The organism is Allobosea sp., assembly GCF_017308015.1.
GTDB lineage: Bacteria > Pseudomonadota > Alphaproteobacteria > Rhizobiales > Beijerinckiaceae > Allobosea.
In genome coordinates this window covers 41657-56705 of record NZ_JAFKFW010000022.1, presented here as the reverse complement: position 1 = coordinate 56705, position 15049 = coordinate 41657, and the positions used below count along the sequence as shown (strand labels likewise).

Genomic DNA, 15049 nt, shown 5'->3' with positions numbered 1-15049 from the left:
ATCGTCCGGCGCAGAGCGCTATGGCGCGCCGTGGCCGACGACTTCGCGCATGGCGATGTAGCTATGGTACTCCGCGACATTCGGGTCATCATGGAAGACCTCGCGGGTGAAGGCAGCGTAGGCGGCCATGCTCTCGACCTGCAGGTGCAGCACGAAATCGGCGTCGCCTGTCACATAGGAGGCGTGCTTGACCTCGGGCCGGGCCTGGAGCTTCCGGGCGAAATCGCCATAGGTCCGCGAGCCCTGGATGATCGAGACGGTAACATGCACCGTCACCGGAACGCCCATGATTTCGGGGCTGACGATCGAAACATCGGCGGTGATGACCTTCTCCGCGCGCAAGCGCCTCAATCGCCGCAGTACCGCGCTTTGGGACAGGCCCACACGCTCGGCCAGCACGCGCGCCGGCGTCTGATTATCGGCCTGCATCTCTTTCAGCAGGGCATGATCGAACCTGTCGAGGTCAACCTTTTTAGCCATCGAAGCCTTCACGATCGACGAAATTCGCCATCCAGTAGCAAAAATGGGCGACTATCGCCAGGCGTTTGCTGGCATGATCTGATCCATATGCCGCCTTTTCCATAGGCAGGGACGAAACGGAAAACGGGTCATGACTGCGACGAAGTGGACCAAGAGAAGCCTTGCCGCGCAGGCCATGGGGAAGATCGACCCGACCACCAGGGGCGTCGTGCCACCGATCCATGTCTCGACGACCTATATCCGCGACGAGGATAACGGCTACTCGACCGGCTTCATCTATGGCCGGCCGGACAACGAGACGGTGCATGAGGCGCAGGCCGTGCTCGCCATGCTGGAGGAGGCCAAGGCCGGCGCCCTGCTGTTCGGCTCCGGGATGGCAGCCGCCACCGCCGTGTTCCAGGCGCTCTCGCCCGGCGACCATGTCGTCGCCTCCAAGGTGATGTACTGGGCGCTGCGCGCCTGGCTGCTCAACGAGGCGACGCGCTGGGGCATCAAGGTCGATTTCGTCGAGACCGATGATCTCGCCGCCTTGAAGGCGGCGGTGAAGCCGGGCGTGACCAAGCTCGTCTGGATCGAGACGCCCTCGAACCCGCTCTGGACGATCACCGATATCGCGGCGGCTGCCGAGATCGCGCACAAGGCCGGCGCCAGGCTTGCCGTCGACTCGACCTGCGCCTCGCCGGTGCATACCCGTCCGCTGACGCTCGGCGCCGACATCGTCATGCATGCGGCGACGAAGGTGCTGAACGGCCATTCCGATGTCGTTGCGGGGGCGCTCTGCGCCCGCGAGGACGATGAGTTCTGGAACCGGGTCAAAACGGTCCGGAAGGGCCAGGGCGGCATTCTCGGGCCATTCGAAGCCTATCTGCTGATGCGCGGCATGCGCACGCTGCACGTGCGACAGGAGCGGCAAGCGGCTTCGGCAATGGCGCTGGCGCAGCGACTCTCGGCCCATCCGCTGGTGGCCCGCGTGCTCTATCCCGGCCTGCCGCAGCATCCCGGCCACGACATCGCGGCGCGACAGATGGAGAACGGCTTCGGCTTCATGCTCTCGGTGCAGGTCACCGGCGGCGAAGGTGCGGCAATCGCGACAGCGGCTCATGTCGAACTGTACAAGAGGGCGACCTCGCTCGGCGGCGTCGAAAGCCTGATCGAGCATCGCGCTTCGATCGAAGGCGCCGGCTCGCCCTGCCCGACCGACCTGCTGCGCCTCTCCACCGGCATCGAGGATGTCGATGACCTCCATGACGATCTCGACCGAGCGCTGAAGGCCGGGCACCGCCCGTAAGGCGCTTGCCATGTCCGTGACAGGCTCCGCCCCCATGCCTGCCGGCCAGACGGTCGGCAAGGTCCTCCTCATGGCCACGGCCCTTGGCTGGGGCCTCAACTGGTCGGTCCTGAAGTTCGTCCTGCAGGACTGGCCGCCGCTCTTCGCGCGAGGGACGGCCGGCCTGCTCGGCGCGCTGTGCCTCGCTCTGCTGGCAATGGCGCGCGGCGACAGCCTCGCCGTACCGAAGGAAGCCCGTGCGCCTCTCCTGGCCGCGGCATCGATCAACGTCTTCGCCTGGATGGGTTTCACTGCGCTCGCGCTGAACTGGCTCAAGGTCTCGGAAGGCGCGCTGATCGCCTACTCCATGCCGATCTGGGCGATGATGCTCGCCTGGCCCCTGCTCGGCGCGCGTCCGACCCGACGCAGCCTGGTGGCGCTGGGCCTGAGCATCACCGGCATGCTCCTTCTGATGGGTGGTCCCGAATTCACGGCGACCAAGCTCCCCGGCGTACTGTTCGCCTTCGCGGCGGCCGTGCTGTTCGCGCTCGGCACGGTCAAAGCCCGAAAGCCCCTTGCCATGCCGGGGCCGGCTGTCGCGGCCTGGCAGGTCGCCCTCGGCTGCCTGCCCATGGTTGCGCTGGGCCTCATCCTGGAGCGACCGAATGTCCTCTCGCTCTCGGCCAAAGGAGCGCTGGGTTTGACCTATATGGCTGTCGGCCCGATGGCGCTCTGCTATCTCACATGGTTCGGAGCACTCAGAAGGCTGCCGACGGCCGTCGCCGCCACCAGCATGCTGATCGTCCCCGTCGTGGGAACGCTGACCGCCATGCCGCTGCTGGGCGAGACTCTGGGCCTGCGAGAGGCGGCCGCGATCACGCTGACCATCAGCGGCGTTGCGCTGGCCCTGCGATCGTGACCTCTACGGCAGGTGCCGCAGAGGTCAGCGCGCAAGCAAGCCGCCGCGGGCAGCGAGTGTGGCCGATGCTACGGCCTTGGAGAGTTCCGCAAATTTCCGTAAACTGCGCCTTGCAGATATTTTAAGCTTGAAACATTATGGCCTGCGCGAGCCGAAGAAATCCGAGGGAACGGGGCCGCGCTTCAACTTCGTCCGGGAGAGCATCGATGACGGCATTCAGGTTCGGTCTGGCACTCGGTTGCGGCGCGCTGGCGCTGTCCGTCGCTTCCGCACAAGCGCAGGAGCCGATCAAGATCGGCGTGGTCAGTGTGCTGACCGGCCCGGCCGCCTCACTCGGTCAGCAGGTCCGCGACGGCTTCCAGCTCGCGGTCGACAAGAACGGCGGCAAGCTCGGCGGCGTGCCGGTCAAGATCACGGTGATCGACGACGAGCTGAAGCCCGATGTCGCGGTCGAGCGCGTGCGCTCGTTCGTCGAGAGCGAGAAGCCGGCCTTCGTCGTCGGCCCGGTCTTCTCGAACATCCTCGGCGCCATCGCCAAGCCCGTGCTCGATTCCGGCGCCTTCCTGATCAGCCCGAATGCCGGCCCCTCGACCATGGCCGGCAAGGCCTGCAACAAGAATTTCTTCGTCACCTCCTACCAGAACGATCAGGTGCACGAGGTCCTCGGCAAATATGCGCAGGACCAGAACTACAAGCGGGCCTATATCATCGCGCCGAACTACCAGGCGGGTAAGGACTCGCTCGCCGGCTTCAAGCGCTACTTCAAGGGCGAGATCGTCGACGAGGTCTATGCGCCGCTGAACGCGATGGATTTCTCGGCCGACCTCGCCAAGATCGCCTCGTCCAAGCCGGATGTCGTCTTCGCCTTCCTGCCCGGCGGGCTCGGCGTCAACTTCGTCAAGCAGTGGTCGCAGGCCGGGCTGCAGGGCAAGATCCCGTTCCTCTCCGCCTTCACGGTCGATGAATCGACCTTGCCGGCGCAGCAGGACGCCGCGGTCGGCCTCTATGGCGGCATGACCTGGGCGCCCAACATGGACAACGCGCAGACGAAGGACTTCGTCAAAGCCTATGAGGCGGCCTACAAGATCGTGCCCGGCTCCTATGCCCAGCAGTCCTACGACGCGGCCATGCTGATCGATTCCGCCGTGAAGGCGGCGGGCGGCGCCGGCAATGCGGACAAGCTGCGCGAGGCGATCAAGAAGGCCGATTTCACGTCGCTGCGCGGCAAGTTCAAGTTCAACACCAACGGTTATCCGATCCAGGACTTCTACCTCGTCAAGGTCGCGAAGCGCGCCGACGGCAAGTTCCAGACCGAGATCGCCCAGAAGGTGTTTTCGGACTACGCCGATCCGCACGCCAAGGATTGCGCGCTGAAGTAAGGGTACCTCGGCACCACATCCGCCGCCGTCATCCCGGACAAGCCAAGAAGCGGCGCTGATCCGGGATCCATCGAAGGGCAAACCCTGCAGGGGATGCGCTCCATGATGGATTCCGGGCCTTCGCTTCGCTACGCCCGGAACGACGGTCGAGCCTGATCGCGACGGCAGAGCGAGCCACCGATCCCATGACCCTCAGCCTCCTGATCGTCCAGCTCCTGAACGGGCTCCAGTTCGGCGTCCTGCTGTTCCTGGTCGCGGCCGGGCTGACGCTGGTCTTCGGCGTGATGGATTTCATCAACCTCGCCCATGGCGTCCAGTACATGCTGGGCGCCTATCTCGCCGTGACCTTCGTCAGCCTGACCGGCTCTTTCGTGCTGGGGCTCGTGCTCGCGCTGGCCGCCGCGCTGCTGCTCGGCCTTGCCCTCGAGTTCCTGGTCTTCCGCCATCTCTATGAACGGGACCATCTCGATCAGGTGCTCGCCACGTTCGGGCTGATCCTGCTGCTCAACCAGGCGGTGAAGATGATCTGGGGCGCCGCGCCGCTGTCGGTGCCGGTGCCGGAATTCCTGTCCGGCAATGTCCGATTGATGGACGGCATCCTCTATCCCGTCTACCGCTTCGCCCTGATCGCAGCGGGCCTGGGCGTCGGTGCCCTGCTCTGGTTCGTGGTCGAGAAGACCCGCGCCGGCATGCTGCTCAGGGCAGGCGCCTCGAACGCGCCGATGGTCTCGGCGCTCGGCGTCGATATCCGCAAGCTCTTCATGGTGGTCTTCGCCTTCGGCACCATGCTCGCCGGCTTCGCCGGAGCAATGGCGGCCCCCATCCTCTCGGTCGAGCCCGGCATGGGTGACACCGTGCTGATCCTCGCTTTCGTCGTCATCGTCGTCGGCGGCATCGGCTCGATCCGCGGCGCCTTCGTCGGTGCGCTGATCGTCGGGCTGGTCGACACGCTCGGTCGTTCCTCGATGAACGACCTGCTCCGGCTGTTCATGGCGCCGGCCTCGGCCCGCGCCACGGGCGCAGCACTCTCCTCGATGCTGATCTATCTCGTCATGGCGGCGGTGCTGTTCGTCCGGCCCGAGGGGCTTCTGCCAGCCAAGGGGCGCTCGTGAGCATGGCGAGCACACCCGCGCATTCCGGGGCAGCAACACGGCCTCCGGCGCCGAGAATGCGCCGGCTCGCACCGCTCGTCATCTTCGCCCTGCTTGCCCTGCTGCCGCTCGGCTCCGTGCTCGGCCTGCCCGGACATTGGCTGACGCTGGTGACGCGGGCGATGATCTTCGCGATCGCGGCGCTCTCGCTGGATCTCATCCTCGGCGTCGGCGGGCTGATCTCGTTCGGCCATGCGGCCTATATCGGCATCGGAGCCTATGGCGCCGGCATCCTGATCACCGAAGGCCAGACCGAGCTGCTGGTGGCGCTACCGGTCATCCTGCTCGCCTGCGCCGCCTTCGCGACTGTCACCGGTTATGTCTCGCTGCGCACGCGCGGCGTCGCCTTCATCATGATCACGCTCGCCTTCGGGCAGATGGCCTTCTACCTCGCGCAGGCGCTTTCGGCCTATGGCGGCGATGACGGCCTGACGCTCTACGAGAAGAGCACGCTGCTCGGGCGCGAGATCTTCAGCAACCGCACCGGCTTCTACTATATCGCGCTCGGGACGCTGGCCTTCTGCTACTGGCTGGTGCGGCGGCTCGTCGCCTCGCGCTTCGGCCGGGTGCTGCGGGCGGCGCGCGAGAATGCCGTGCGCGTCACCGTCACCGGCTACGACGTCAATCATGTCCGGCTCGGCGCCTATGTGATCAGCGGCATGATGGCGGGGCTTTCCGGCTTGCTGCTCGCCAATCAGACCGATTTCGTCAGCCCGGCCTACATGTCCTGGCCGCGCTCGGGTGAATTGATCTTCATGGTCGTGCTCGGCGGCGTCGGCTCGCTCTATGGCGCGATCCTCGGGGCCCTCGCCTTCCTGATCACCGAGGACGTGCTCTCCAGCCTGACGCAGAACTGGAAGGTCATCTTCGGCCCCCTGATCGTGCTCTTCGTGCTGTTCACCCATGGCGGCATCGCCGGCCTCGCCAGCAAGCTGAGGGGGCGCCACGATGGCTGAAGCGGCGCTCGCACTCAAAGGCCTCGCCAAGTCGTTCGGCGCGCTCAAGGTCACCAACGGCGTCGACCTCACCATCGCGCCCGGCGAATTGCACGCGCTGATCGGCCCGAACGGCGCCGGCAAGACCACGCTGGTCCACCAGATCTCCGGGACGCTCCGGCCGGATGCCGGCGCGATCCTGTTCGGTGGCCAGGACATCACCCGCCTGCCGCCGCAGGCACGGGCGCGTGCCGGGCTCGCCCGCACCTTCCAGATCACCTCGACCATCGCCTCGCTCTCTGCGCTGGAGAATGTCGCGCTCGGCGTGCAGGCGCATAGCGCCCATCCGCTCTCGCTCTTCCGCCACGCGGCCAACGACGAGGCGCTCAACCAACCTGCCTGGGAAGCGCTTGATGCGGTCGGCCTGACCGAGCGCGCCCATGCGCCTGCCGGCAGCCTCTCGCATGGCGAGAAGCGCGCGCTCGAGATCGCGATGGCGCTGACCCTGCAGCCCAAGCTCATCCTGCTCGACGAGCCCCTGGCCGGCGTCGGGCATGAGGAAGGCGAGCGCCTGATCGCGCTTCTGAACAGCCTCAAGGGACGCTTCGCCATGCTGCTGGTCGAGCATGACATGAGCGCCGTCTTCGCGCTCGCCGACCGTGTCACCGTTCTGGTCTATGGCGGCGTCATCGCCTCCGGCGCGCCGGCAGCGGTGCGCGCCGATCCGGCGGTGCGACAGGCCTATCTCGGCGAGGAGGGCTAACGATGCTCAGCGTCGAAGGGCTCGATGCCGGCTATGGCGAGGCGCAGATACTGTTCGGCGTCGACCTCGCCGTCGGCGAAGGCGAGGTCGTGACCCTGCTCGGCCGCAACGGCATGGGCAAGACCACCACGGTGCGCTCGATCATGGGCCTGCTGCCGACCCGAGCGGGGCGCGTTTCCTTCGGCGGGCGCGATCTTACCGGCGCTGCGCCCTTCCGCATCGCGCAGGCCGGCATCGGCCTCGTGCCGGAGGGACGCCAGATCTTCCCGACGCTCTCGGTCGAGGAGAACTTGATCGCGACCGCGGCAAACCGCTCGGGCAAGGAACGCTGGGACCTCGAACGAATCTACGCCTTCTTCCCGCGACTCAAGGAAAGGCGTGCTAACCGCGGCAATCAGCTCTCCGGCGGCGAGCAGCAGATGCTGGCTATCGGGCGCGCACTGATGACGAATCCCAAGCTGGTCATTCTCGACGAGGCGACCGAGGGGCTCGCCCCCCTGATCCGCGAGGAAATCTGGAACTGCCTGACTGCCCTGAAGGCGGAAGGCGAGGCGATTCTCGTGATCGACAAGAACGTCGATGCGCTGGTCCGGATCGCCGACCGCCATGTCGTGCTGGAGAAGGGGCGCGTCGTCTGGCGCGGCTCCAGCGCGGAACTGCGTAGCGACACTGCCGTGAAGGACCGCTTCCTCCACTTCTAGCAGATCACGTCACCGCCATCCGGCCCTCGCGCCGGCAGATGAGGAGAGCCAAGACCATGAACCCGCTGACCGCCGGCGTGACGCGCGCCAATGAAGGCCTCGACGGCATTTCCTGGAATATCCTCGGCCAGACCTATGTGCCGAAGACACTGACGCAGGAGAGCTTCTCCTGGCATGCGACCCTGCCGCCCGGCACCTTCGTGCCACCGCATATCCACACGACGCAGGACGAGTTCATCTACATGCTGGAGGGCCGGCTCGACCTGCTGCTCGACGGCAAGGAAAGCTTCGCCACCGCCGGCGACCTGATCAGGCTGCCGCGCAACATCCCGCACGGCCTGTTCAACAAGAGCGACGCGACCGTGAAATGCCTGTTCTGGGTTTCGCCGACGGCCCGGCTCTACGATCTGTTCTGGGGTCTGCATTCGATGGCCGAGCAGAAGCCGGCCGACGTCGTCGCGCTCTCGGCCAAGCACGAGGTCGACTTCCTGCCGCCTCCGCCCGACGCGGGCTGACGCCGCTCCCGCCAGGCAACACCGAGCCGATCCGCCGATTGCTGCGGATCGGCCGATATTAAGGCTAATCAAACCTTAAAGGTGAGACGGCGCTCGGCATCTGCTTAATAGGTTCTGAAATTCGAGGCCGTTGCAATCGGGAGCCTTGGCTATGGATGCCGAACGTCGCCGTTCGATGCGCCAGCGCACGTTGCTTGGCGGGGTCGTAGCATTCAACAGTCGGCGCTCGACGCTCGATTGTGCGATCCGCAACCTCTCCGACGAGGGCGCTCTCATGGTGCTGTCGGATGCGATTGCACTGCCCCAGGCATTCGAGATCGAGATTCCCTCGAAGCAGCGTCAATATGCTGCGCGCGCGATCTGGCGTCGCGGCGAACGGATCGGCATCGTCTTCACCGAACCGGCCGAGGCGGTACCGCTCGACCTGATGCGCCGCCTCAAAGCTTACGAGACAGCGAATGCCGGCCTGAAGGCGCGCATCCGCCAGTTGACCGAGGCTGGCTGATCAACCCTTGCGCCCTGCGAGCTGCTCGGCCGAGAATCCGGCCTTTCCGGCATAGCCCTTGACGATCTGTTCGCGGCTGGCTTGGTCGAGTATCTGTTCGATGTCGTCGAAGCCTTGCGGCGCCAACGCCTCGACCGCGTCGATCACCCGCTCCGGTCCACCTACCCGGTTCATCGCAACGATCTCCGCCGTCGCCGGCAGGCGCTGTGCCTCGTAGGCAGCCAACGCCTGACGCGGGTGCTCGGCCTTCGCCAGCCAGTCGGCGAGGCAGCGCGCGTCGAGGATCGCCTGCGAGGCGCCGTTCGAGCCGACCGGATACATCGGATGGGCGGCATCGCCGAGCAGCGTGACGCGGCCATGGGTCCAGCGCGGCAGCGGATCGCGGTCGCACATCGGATATTCCCAGAAGATCGAGGTCGCCCGGATCAGCGCCTGGATGTCGACGCCCGGAACGCTGAAGCGCCGCGCGAACGGTAGTACATCCTCGAGCCGGCCGGCTTTCGACCAGGCCTCCTTCGGCGGCGGCCTCTCGGGATCGCCGGTGCGGATATTGACGACCCAGTTGGTAAGGCGCGTCTGCGGCGTCGCGCCCTGACCGATGGGGTAGAGCACCAGCTTGCCGGCCATACCGCCGGCGATGATCATGCTTTCACCGTCGAGGAAGACGGGCCAGTCGCAGGCGCCGCGCCACATCTGCACGCCCTGCCAGCGTGGCGAGCCCTGGTCCGGGAAGTAATGGACCCGCACCGCCGAATGGATGCCGTCGGCGCCGATCAGGATATCGCCGCGCGCGGTCTCGCCGGCCTCGCCCAAGCGGGCATCGCTGAAATGCGCGGTGACACCGCCCTCGTCCTGGATGAAGCCCTGCAGCCGGCGCCCGGTCCTGATCGCGTCCTCGCCCAGCCGCTCGGCCACCGCATCGCGAACAACGCGCTGGAGCCGGCCGCGATGGATCGAGAATTGGGGTACCGGCGCCCCAGCATACAGGCCGCGGGGCTCGCTCCAGACCGTCTGCCCGAAGCGGTTCATATAGTGCAGTTCGCGCGTGCGGATGCCGGTTTCGTCCAATGCCGGCAACAGGCCGAGATCGGCGAGCTCACGAATGGCATGCGGCAGGGTGTTGATGCCGACGCCGACCTCACGGATCTCGCCGGACTGCTCGTAGACCGTCGCGGCGATCCCGCGGGCATGGAGCATCAAAGCCAGCGTCAACCCGCCGATACCGCCGCCGACAATGATGACCCGCATGACGTCGCCCCTCAGCGATCTTGATATTTTAAACTTGAAATATCTCCGCCCGCCTTGTCAATCGCGTACGATCCGGACCTTGAAGCTGGACCGGTTTTCCGGAACCGGATTCACCGACCGCGGCCAGCTTCTCACCCGGGAGGATATCAGACGACAGTTGACGACCAGGCGGAACAGACCGGGTGGAAATCGAATTCGACACCTGGTTACGGCCCGACAGGATCAGGCCGGCGGTCATAGCCGAATCTCGCAAAGGACGGAGCCATTGAACCAACATCCAGATCGACTTTCACGCGAGCCCTCAGCGTCCCTCAACCAAGCGCTCCGTCTGGATGGAGCCTCCGCGGTCGCCGCTTCGCTTCCGCCATGCGTGTCGCAAGCGCTCGGGACGACATGATCCTGGTCGGCCCGGCCGCCCTCGCCCCCGATGAGGCGCAGGCCATGCCGCTCCTGACCTGTCCCCAGCGCAGCTTTTTCGGCGAGGTGATCTGGCAGAAGGTCATGCCGCAGCTGATCAAGCGCTACCGTTGCGAAACGATCTGCGTGAAGTCGCTCAGCAGCGCACTGCGCGAGCTGCTGCTCGCAGGGCCGGGCTTCGCCTGGCTGCCACGCAGCCTCGTGCTCGACGATCCGGGGCGGGAGCAGATGATGCAACTCGACGAAGGGACGCTCTTTCATTCCATCGGCGTCGCAATCTACGCGTGTCCGCACGATTCAGGAGATTGTCACCAACGGTCCCGGAGCGCCTGCGTGCCGTCGATTTGCAGGCGCTGATCAACCGGAGGATTGAGAACCCTTAAGATCAGCGCCAGGGTCGTTCAGCATACGCCCCATCGGAGCCGTGGAACGGTCTGCGCCCTTGTTCAGCATCGCAACTCTTCGGCAAGTGGATTTCACGTCCGAAGATGCGATGTTCCAACCCCCTTTACGCGGGTGACGATTTCCTCGGCGAGCACGTCGAGCGCATCGAGCACCGGCACCCGCGCCTCGATCGAATCGGCCATGATCGACAGTTCGGTGCACGCCACCAGAATGACCCCCGCACCGCTTTGCACGAGTTGCTCCGCGATCTCGGCCAGCACTCTGCGCTGGGCTGCCCCGGTATCACCGGTCTTGACGGCACGGATGAGCGCCATGACCTCATCCTGGCGGTCGGGCGCGCCGATCGATAGGCCCCGACGTTTGAATGCCTGCTCGTAGAGGCCGATCTTGAACACGGCCGTCGAGGCCAGCAGCCCGACCCGGGTGCCAGCCGGCATCAGAGCCGCAATGCGCTCCACGCTCAACGCGACCATATTCAGGAAAGGCAGCGGCACGGCCTCGACGAGGCCGTCGGCATAATAATGCGCGGTGTTGCATGGCATGGCGAGCATCGTGGCGCCATTCGCGGCGAGACCTTTGGCCATGCGAACCAGCTCGGGAAGGGGGCTCGCACCCGTCCCGTCGATCAGCGCCGCGATACGCGACGGCACCCCCGGATTGTTGTCGACCAGCATGTGAACATGGTCGACGTCATCTCGCGCCGGCGTCGCCGCGATGACGCGCCGCATCAGGTCGACCGTCGCTTCCGGCCCCATGCCACCCAGAATGCCGACGACCGCCGGCCTCGCCTGGGACGGCTCAGCCATTGGTCAGGAATTCCCGCGGATAGGCGGTGAGCCCGATCTGGCCGCCGGTATGAAGGAAGACGACGGTTTCGCCCTTGCGGAATTGCCCCTTCCGCACCAGGTCGATCAATCCGGCCATACCCTTTCCGGAATAAACCGGATCGAGCAGGATGCCGTCGAGCGCGGCCAGCATGCGGATCGCCTCGATCGTACCCGGCGCCGGAAAACCATATCCTTCACCGACATAGTCACAATTTGCCACGACATGCTCGCGCTTGACCGCACCAGGCATGCCGAGCAGCTCCGCCGTGGCGCAGCCCAGCTTGAAGACGTTCTCCTCCTGCCTGTCCTTCGGCGCCCGAACGCCGATGCCGAGCAACCTGATGTCGCTATGCACGCCAGCGAGCCCGGCGATCAGACCGGCCTGCGTACCTGAGCTGCCCGTCGCATGGACGAGGTGATCGACCTTGAGGCTGGCCGTGTTCGCCTGCATCACCAGTTCCAGCGCCGCATTGACATAGCCGAGCGCGCCGGTCGGATTGGAACCACCGCCGGGAATGCAATAGACCTTGCGGCCGGATGCCGTGAGCTTCGCGCCAAGCTTGGCCAGCTCGCCATTCATGTCCGGGTTCGGCCCGCAGCGCTCGATGACCGCACCATGGAGGACGTCGAACAGGACGTTGGCGTTCTGCGTATAGTCGAAATCGGTCTTGCCGGTACGGTCCTCCAGCAGCACGTGGCAGGCCATGCCGAGCCTGGCTGCCGCCGCTGCGGTCTGGCGCGCATGGTTGGACTGGGTCGCGCCCTGCGTCACCACGGTATCGGCACCCTCGGCCTGAGCCGCCGCCATCAGATACTCGAGCTTGCGGGTCTTGTTGCCGCCCGTCGAAAGCCCCGTGCAATCGTCGCGCTTGATCCAGATTTCCGGACCGTTGAGCTCCCGCGTCAGATTGTCGAGCCGCTCCAGAGGAGTCGGCAGATGCGCCAGCGAGACGCGGGGAAAGCGAGCCAGATTCATGGGAAAAGTCACCTCGGTTTTCTGGTTGACCTTATCGCCCCAGTACCTTCGCGCGTCCAATGCAAAGGACGGGAAGTGGGGCGCCTTGCATGCAAATCCTGCATTCAGGAGCGGCGATCGCCTGCATCGGGCAGCTCTTCCGTCAACCTTGCGCAGCTCTGGGAAAAGCAACCCGTCAAACTCGATCGGGATGATCGAGCGCGCGGGGCGCGGGCCAGGCAAAGCCACTCGTTCGCCCCCTGACGCGCAAACCAGCGTTGCCGCATTCGGCGGGATCGCAAGGTGACGCCGTCGAGCCTCCCCACCGGTTTCGCCGCCGGCCGGAACGTGCCCGCGGGGCACGGCCAGACGTGCTCAGGCAGCCCTGTCTTGCGGCAGTTTCACGGGCTTTCCGCTTGAGACAGAGCCTCGGTCCAGCTTGAAGAACGAAACCAAAGCCGCGAGTTTATCTGCCTCCACCGCGAGAGAATGGGCCGCGGCCGTCGACTGCTCCGCCATTGCGGCGTTCTGCTGCGTCGCCTGATCCATCTCGCCGACGGCCGAGTTGACCTCCTGAAGGCCGGAGGCCTGTTCCTGCGCGGCGCCGGCGATCTCTGCGACGAGATCGGTGGCGCGCGCAATCTCCGTCGCCATGCGCTGAAGCGCCCCGCCTGTCTGCCCGACGAGATCGACCCCTTTCTCGACCTCGAGGGTCGAGGCGTCGATCAGGACCTTGATCTCTTTGGCCGCGGTGGCCGAGCGTTGCGCCAGGGCGCGCACCTCCGAGGCGACGACCGCGAAACCCTTTCCGGCATCGCCGGCCCGCGCGGCCTCGACACTGGCATTGAGCGCCAGCAGATTCGTCTGGAAGGCGATCTCGTCGATCAACCCGACGATCTGCGCGATTTCCTGTGCCGACTTTTCGATGCCTCCCATCGCGATCACGGCATCGCGGACGATACTGGTCGATTGCTCGGCCTCGCCTTTGACCTGCTCCGTCGCCTGGTTCGCGAGACGCGCGCTCTCGGCAGTCTGACGCACCGTGGCGGTGAGTTGGTCGAGCGCCGTCGCGGTCTCCTCCACGGAAGAGGCCTGCTGCTCGGTACGGCTGGCGAGATCGTCCGCCGCCTGACGGATTTCCGTCGATCCCGCCTTCATGCTGTCGGTATTCTGCGCAATCTGCCGCATCGTTTCCTGAAGCTTGGCGATAGCGGCGTTGAAATCATCCTTGAGCTTGACGTACTCGGCCGAGAACTCGGCGGAAATTCGTCCGCTCAGATCGCCGTTGGCCAGCGCCGCCAGCGCCTCGCCGAGCGCATCGACGACAAGACCGAGCTGAACCATCGCCTGCTGGCGCTCCGCCTCGTTTCGCAGTTGCTGCTCGTCCGCCGAGCGGCGTTGACCGTCGATCTCGCGCTCGGCCTCCTTCTGCGCGAGCTGCAGGCGCTCATTCTCGACCGCGGCGAGCTTGAAGGATTCGACCGCGCGAGCCATCTCGCCGATCTCGTCGCGGCGAGACAGCGACGGGATTTCCACCGCCCTGTCGCCGCCGGCCAGTTGCGTCATCGTGCGGGTCATGCCGCGGATCGGCGCCGCGATCCAGCGACGCAACAGCCAGGCACAACCCAGCGCCGCCATCAAGCTGACGAGCGCAATGCCGATCGAGGCGAGCTTGGCGGCATCCATGATCGAACTGAAGCTCGATACGTCCGAGGCGAGCGCATAGACACCGATGACGTCGCCGCGATAGTCCCGGACCGGAGCGTAAACCAGCGCGCTGTCGCGCCCGGCTATCCGGGCGTGCTCGATATCGGTTACGCCCTCGATGCCTCGCCGAAGCATGGCCTCCGAGAGCTGGAAATCGTCCGGCAGCGTCGAGGCGAAGCGCTTCAACTTGCCGTCCGCAAGAAGGAAGAAGGCGATGTCCTGCCGGAACGTCTTCTTGAACCTGTCGAAGAAAGGCTGCCCGAAGCTTAGCCCGATTTCGACCGTACCGATCTGCTTTCCGGCGGCCGATGCAACCGGGACCACACCACGGACACCCAAGCCTTCGACACCGTTCTCGAGACCATGGACGGGCTTGCCCGTCTTGTTCGCCTCCACGACCGTGAAGCGGAAAGAAGCGAGATCGTCGCCGAACTTCTCGGGTCTGTGCACACGCAGGAACGAGGTGGCAGGCGCCAGATGGAACTGAAGCTGCGTAACGCCATCGGCCTCCTTCAACGCAGGGAAACCGGGGACCATCGCGGCAGCGAGCGCAGCCCGGTCGCCCATGGCGAACTGAGACTGAACCTGTGCATTGCGCGCGATCATATGCGCCATGGACAGCGCGCGCTTGGCTTCCCCCTCCAGACTGGTCAACAGGCTGTCGCGCGCGCCAGCCATTTCACGGTTGATCGTCTCATGCAGAATGCGGTTGCCGAGCAACTGCGTCGATAGGGCGCCCGCAGCGGCAACGATGGCAACGGCCGCCGTCAACGCCACCCCCAGCACCCCTCCTATGCCGAGCCTTGCCTGTCGTCCCTTGCCGATTTCAGCAGCCAACATGACGTTTCCCCACCTGCCGCAAGGAAACATATTCA

Annotated in this window: 15 protein-coding genes; 10 read left to right on the top strand and 5 right to left on the bottom strand. The window is 65.6% G+C overall.

From position 1 onward, the window contains the following. Positions 1-18: 18 nt before the first annotated feature. On the bottom strand, positions 19-480 hold the full coding sequence (locus tag J0I42_RS17720) for an Lrp/AsnC family transcriptional regulator (protein ID WP_291656679.1): 462 nt from the start codon (positions 478-480) through the stop codon (positions 19-21). A gap of 130 nt (positions 481-610) precedes the next feature. Between J0I42_RS17720 and J0I42_RS17715 the strand changes: the two genes are divergently transcribed. From J0I42_RS17715 to J0I42_RS17675, 9 genes are all read left to right on the top strand, one after another. Then, on the top strand, positions 611-1768 hold the full coding sequence (locus J0I42_RS17715; RefSeq protein WP_291656678.1) for a trans-sulfuration enzyme family protein: 1158 nt from the start codon (positions 611-613) through the stop codon (positions 1766-1768). Positions 1769-1778: 10 nt separating this feature from the next. Continuing rightward, positions 1779-2666: a DMT family transporter gene (locus tag J0I42_RS17710; RefSeq protein WP_291656677.1), complete on the top strand. Its 888-nt coding sequence runs from the start codon at positions 1779-1781 to the stop codon at positions 2664-2666. Positions 2667-2872: 206 nt separating this feature from the next. Further along, on the top strand, positions 2873-4045 hold the full coding sequence (locus J0I42_RS17705; protein WP_291656676.1) for an ABC transporter substrate-binding protein: 1173 nt from the start codon (positions 2873-2875) through the stop codon (positions 4043-4045). 185 nt (positions 4046-4230) lie between these two features. Further along, positions 4231-5157 (top strand): branched-chain amino acid ABC transporter permease, encoded by a 927-nt coding sequence (locus tag J0I42_RS17700; RefSeq protein WP_291656674.1) that lies wholly within the window; start codon positions 4231-4233, stop codon positions 5155-5157. A gap of 56 nt (positions 5158-5213) precedes the next feature. After that, entirely contained in the window at positions 5214-6152 is a 939-nt protein-coding gene (locus J0I42_RS17695; RefSeq protein ID WP_291656673.1) for a branched-chain amino acid ABC transporter permease, read from the top strand. After that, on the top strand, positions 6145-6894 hold the full coding sequence (locus J0I42_RS17690) for an ABC transporter ATP-binding protein (RefSeq protein WP_291656672.1): 750 nt from the start codon (positions 6145-6147) through the stop codon (positions 6892-6894). Before J0I42_RS17695 ends, J0I42_RS17690 begins: the two co-directional genes overlap by 8 nt. 2 nt (positions 6895-6896) lie before the next feature. Then, entirely contained in the window at positions 6897-7595 is a 699-nt protein-coding gene (locus tag J0I42_RS17685; RefSeq protein WP_291656671.1) for an ABC transporter ATP-binding protein, read from the top strand. Positions 7596-7651: 56 nt separating this feature from the next. Beyond that, positions 7652-8110, top strand: a complete 459-nt coding sequence (locus J0I42_RS17680; RefSeq protein WP_291656670.1) for a cupin domain-containing protein — start codon at positions 7652-7654, stop codon at positions 8108-8110. 151 nt (positions 8111-8261) lie between these two features. Next, positions 8262-8615, top strand: coding sequence for a PilZ domain-containing protein (locus J0I42_RS17675; protein ID WP_291656669.1), 354 nt, complete (start codon positions 8262-8264; stop codon positions 8613-8615). Here J0I42_RS17675 and J0I42_RS17670 read toward each other — a convergent pair whose 3' ends face one another. Then, on the bottom strand, positions 8616-9863 hold the full coding sequence (locus J0I42_RS17670) for a flavin-dependent oxidoreductase (RefSeq protein WP_291656667.1): 1248 nt from the start codon (positions 9861-9863) through the stop codon (positions 8616-8618). Positions 9864-10256: 393 nt separating this feature from the next. Between J0I42_RS17670 and J0I42_RS17665 the strand changes: the two genes are divergently transcribed. Next, entirely contained in the window at positions 10257-10637 is a 381-nt protein-coding gene (locus J0I42_RS17665) for a hypothetical protein (RefSeq protein WP_291656666.1), read from the top strand. 119 nt (positions 10638-10756) lie between these two features. On the opposite strand, the gene cuyB is transcribed toward J0I42_RS17665, so the two are convergent. The 3 genes from cuyB to J0I42_RS17650 all read right to left on the bottom strand — a co-directional run bounded on the left by cuyB (position 10757) and on the right by J0I42_RS17650 (position 15014). Next, positions 10757-11491, bottom strand: coding sequence for a cysteate racemase (gene cuyB, locus J0I42_RS17660; RefSeq protein WP_291656664.1), 735 nt, complete (start codon positions 11489-11491; stop codon positions 10757-10759). Continuing rightward, complete coding sequence (gene cuyA / locus J0I42_RS17655; RefSeq protein WP_291656663.1) at positions 11484-12488, bottom strand: D-cysteate sulfo-lyase; 1005 nt, start codon at positions 12486-12488, stop codon at positions 11484-11486. The genes cuyB and cuyA overlap by 8 nt, the downstream gene beginning before the upstream one ends. 354 nt (positions 12489-12842) lie before the next feature. After that, positions 12843-15014: a methyl-accepting chemotaxis protein gene (locus J0I42_RS17650; protein WP_291656661.1), complete on the bottom strand. Its 2172-nt coding sequence runs from the start codon at positions 15012-15014 to the stop codon at positions 12843-12845. Between the last annotated feature and the right edge of the window lie 35 nt (positions 15015-15049).

Coding starts and splice junctions, on each gene's coding strand:
- J0I42_RS17720 (WP_291656679.1), bottom strand. CDS start 480: ATGGCTAAAAAGGTTGACCTCGACAGGTTCGATCATGCCCTGCTGAAA.
- J0I42_RS17715 (WP_291656678.1), top strand. CDS start 611: ATGACTGCGACGAAGTGGACCAAGAGAAGCCTTGCCGCGCAGGCCATG.
- J0I42_RS17710 (WP_291656677.1), top strand. CDS start 1,779: ATGTCCGTGACAGGCTCCGCCCCCATGCCTGCCGGCCAGACGGTCGGC.
- J0I42_RS17705 (WP_291656676.1), top strand. CDS start 2,873: ATGACGGCATTCAGGTTCGGTCTGGCACTCGGTTGCGGCGCGCTGGCG.
- J0I42_RS17700 (WP_291656674.1), top strand. CDS start 4,231: ATGACCCTCAGCCTCCTGATCGTCCAGCTCCTGAACGGGCTCCAGTTC.
- J0I42_RS17695 (WP_291656673.1), top strand. CDS start 5,214: ATGCGCCGGCTCGCACCGCTCGTCATCTTCGCCCTGCTTGCCCTGCTG.
- J0I42_RS17690 (WP_291656672.1), top strand. CDS start 6,145: ATGGCTGAAGCGGCGCTCGCACTCAAAGGCCTCGCCAAGTCGTTCGGC.
- J0I42_RS17685 (WP_291656671.1), top strand. CDS start 6,897: ATGCTCAGCGTCGAAGGGCTCGATGCCGGCTATGGCGAGGCGCAGATA.
- J0I42_RS17680 (WP_291656670.1), top strand. CDS start 7,652: ATGAACCCGCTGACCGCCGGCGTGACGCGCGCCAATGAAGGCCTCGAC.
- J0I42_RS17675 (WP_291656669.1), top strand. CDS start 8,262: ATGGATGCCGAACGTCGCCGTTCGATGCGCCAGCGCACGTTGCTTGGC.
- J0I42_RS17670 (WP_291656667.1), bottom strand. CDS start 9,863: ATGCGGGTCATCATTGTCGGCGGCGGTATCGGCGGGTTGACGCTGGCT.
- J0I42_RS17665 (WP_291656666.1), top strand. CDS start 10,257: ATGATCCTGGTCGGCCCGGCCGCCCTCGCCCCCGATGAGGCGCAGGCC.
- cuyB (WP_291656664.1), bottom strand. CDS start 11,491: ATGGCTGAGCCGTCCCAGGCGAGGCCGGCGGTCGTCGGCATTCTGGGT.
- cuyA (WP_291656663.1), bottom strand. CDS start 12,488: ATGAATCTGGCTCGCTTTCCCCGCGTCTCGCTGGCGCATCTGCCGACT.
- J0I42_RS17650 (WP_291656661.1), bottom strand. CDS start 15,014: ATGTTGGCTGCTGAAATCGGCAAGGGACGACAGGCAAGGCTCGGCATA.